The sequence below is a fragment of the Alcanivorax sp. HI0083 genome (assembly GCF_001635175.1).
Genome location: NZ_LWFX01000375.1, coordinates 1 through 754 on the forward strand (window position 1 = coordinate 1; position 754 = coordinate 754).

General features: G+C 58.8%; 1 protein-coding gene and 1 pseudogene. Both read right to left on the bottom strand.

Annotated elements, in window-relative coordinates:
- On the bottom strand, positions 1-402 hold a 402-nt coding region (locus tag A3754_RS03880; RefSeq protein ID WP_063518884.1), incomplete at its 3' end, for a flavin reductase family protein.
- An 83-nt stretch (positions 403-485) separates the two neighbouring features.
- Positions 486-754, bottom strand: a pseudogene (locus A3754_RS03885) (methionine synthase); the annotation flags it as partial.

Sequence of the window (754 nt, forward strand, 5' to 3'; positions counted from 1 at the left end):
GATCAGGTGATCGCCGGCCTCGTATTCGGCATGAATGTCACAGTCCAGCCAGTGCAGGCTGCCACCAATCACCGGGTTGCCCAGAGGCGACGTTGCCCAATCGGTTTCTTTCCACTTGTCTGCGCCCTGTTGCGCAAAGAGGTTGGATATCGCTGCCTGTTCGTCAGAGAGGATGTTCACCGCAAACCGGCCCGCACGACGGATCTTGGGGTAGCTGAAAGAATCGCGCTTCACACTGAATGACACCAGCGGCGGGGCTGTCGATACGCTGTAGAACGACTGACAGGTAAAGCCGATGGGCTCGTCATCGATGTGCGAGGTAATCACAGTGAGCCCGGAGGCGAAATGGCCGAGCGCTTTGCGAAAGTGCAGAGGGTCGATGGCCGTGGTGGTCAGTGACATAGTGATTCCAGAATAGGGGATAACGCAAACGGGTAGCTCAGGGAAGAGACGGCGCGATCTGGCGCTCGCTCTTCCCACAGGATTCAGGCAAGTTCATTGCGCACGATCTCGGCACCGGCACTCAATGCGCGCAGCTTGCCTCTGGCAACCTGGCGAGGCAGCGGCGCCATGCCGCAGTTGGTGCACGGGTACAGCTTGTCGGCATCCACGAACTGCAGCGCCTGGCGCAAGGTGTTGGCAACTTCCTCGGGGCTTTCAATGGTGTGGGTCGCCACATCGATGGCGCCCACCATCACTTTCTTGCCGCGAATCAACTCAATCAGATCCATGGGCACATGGGAGTTGTGGCATT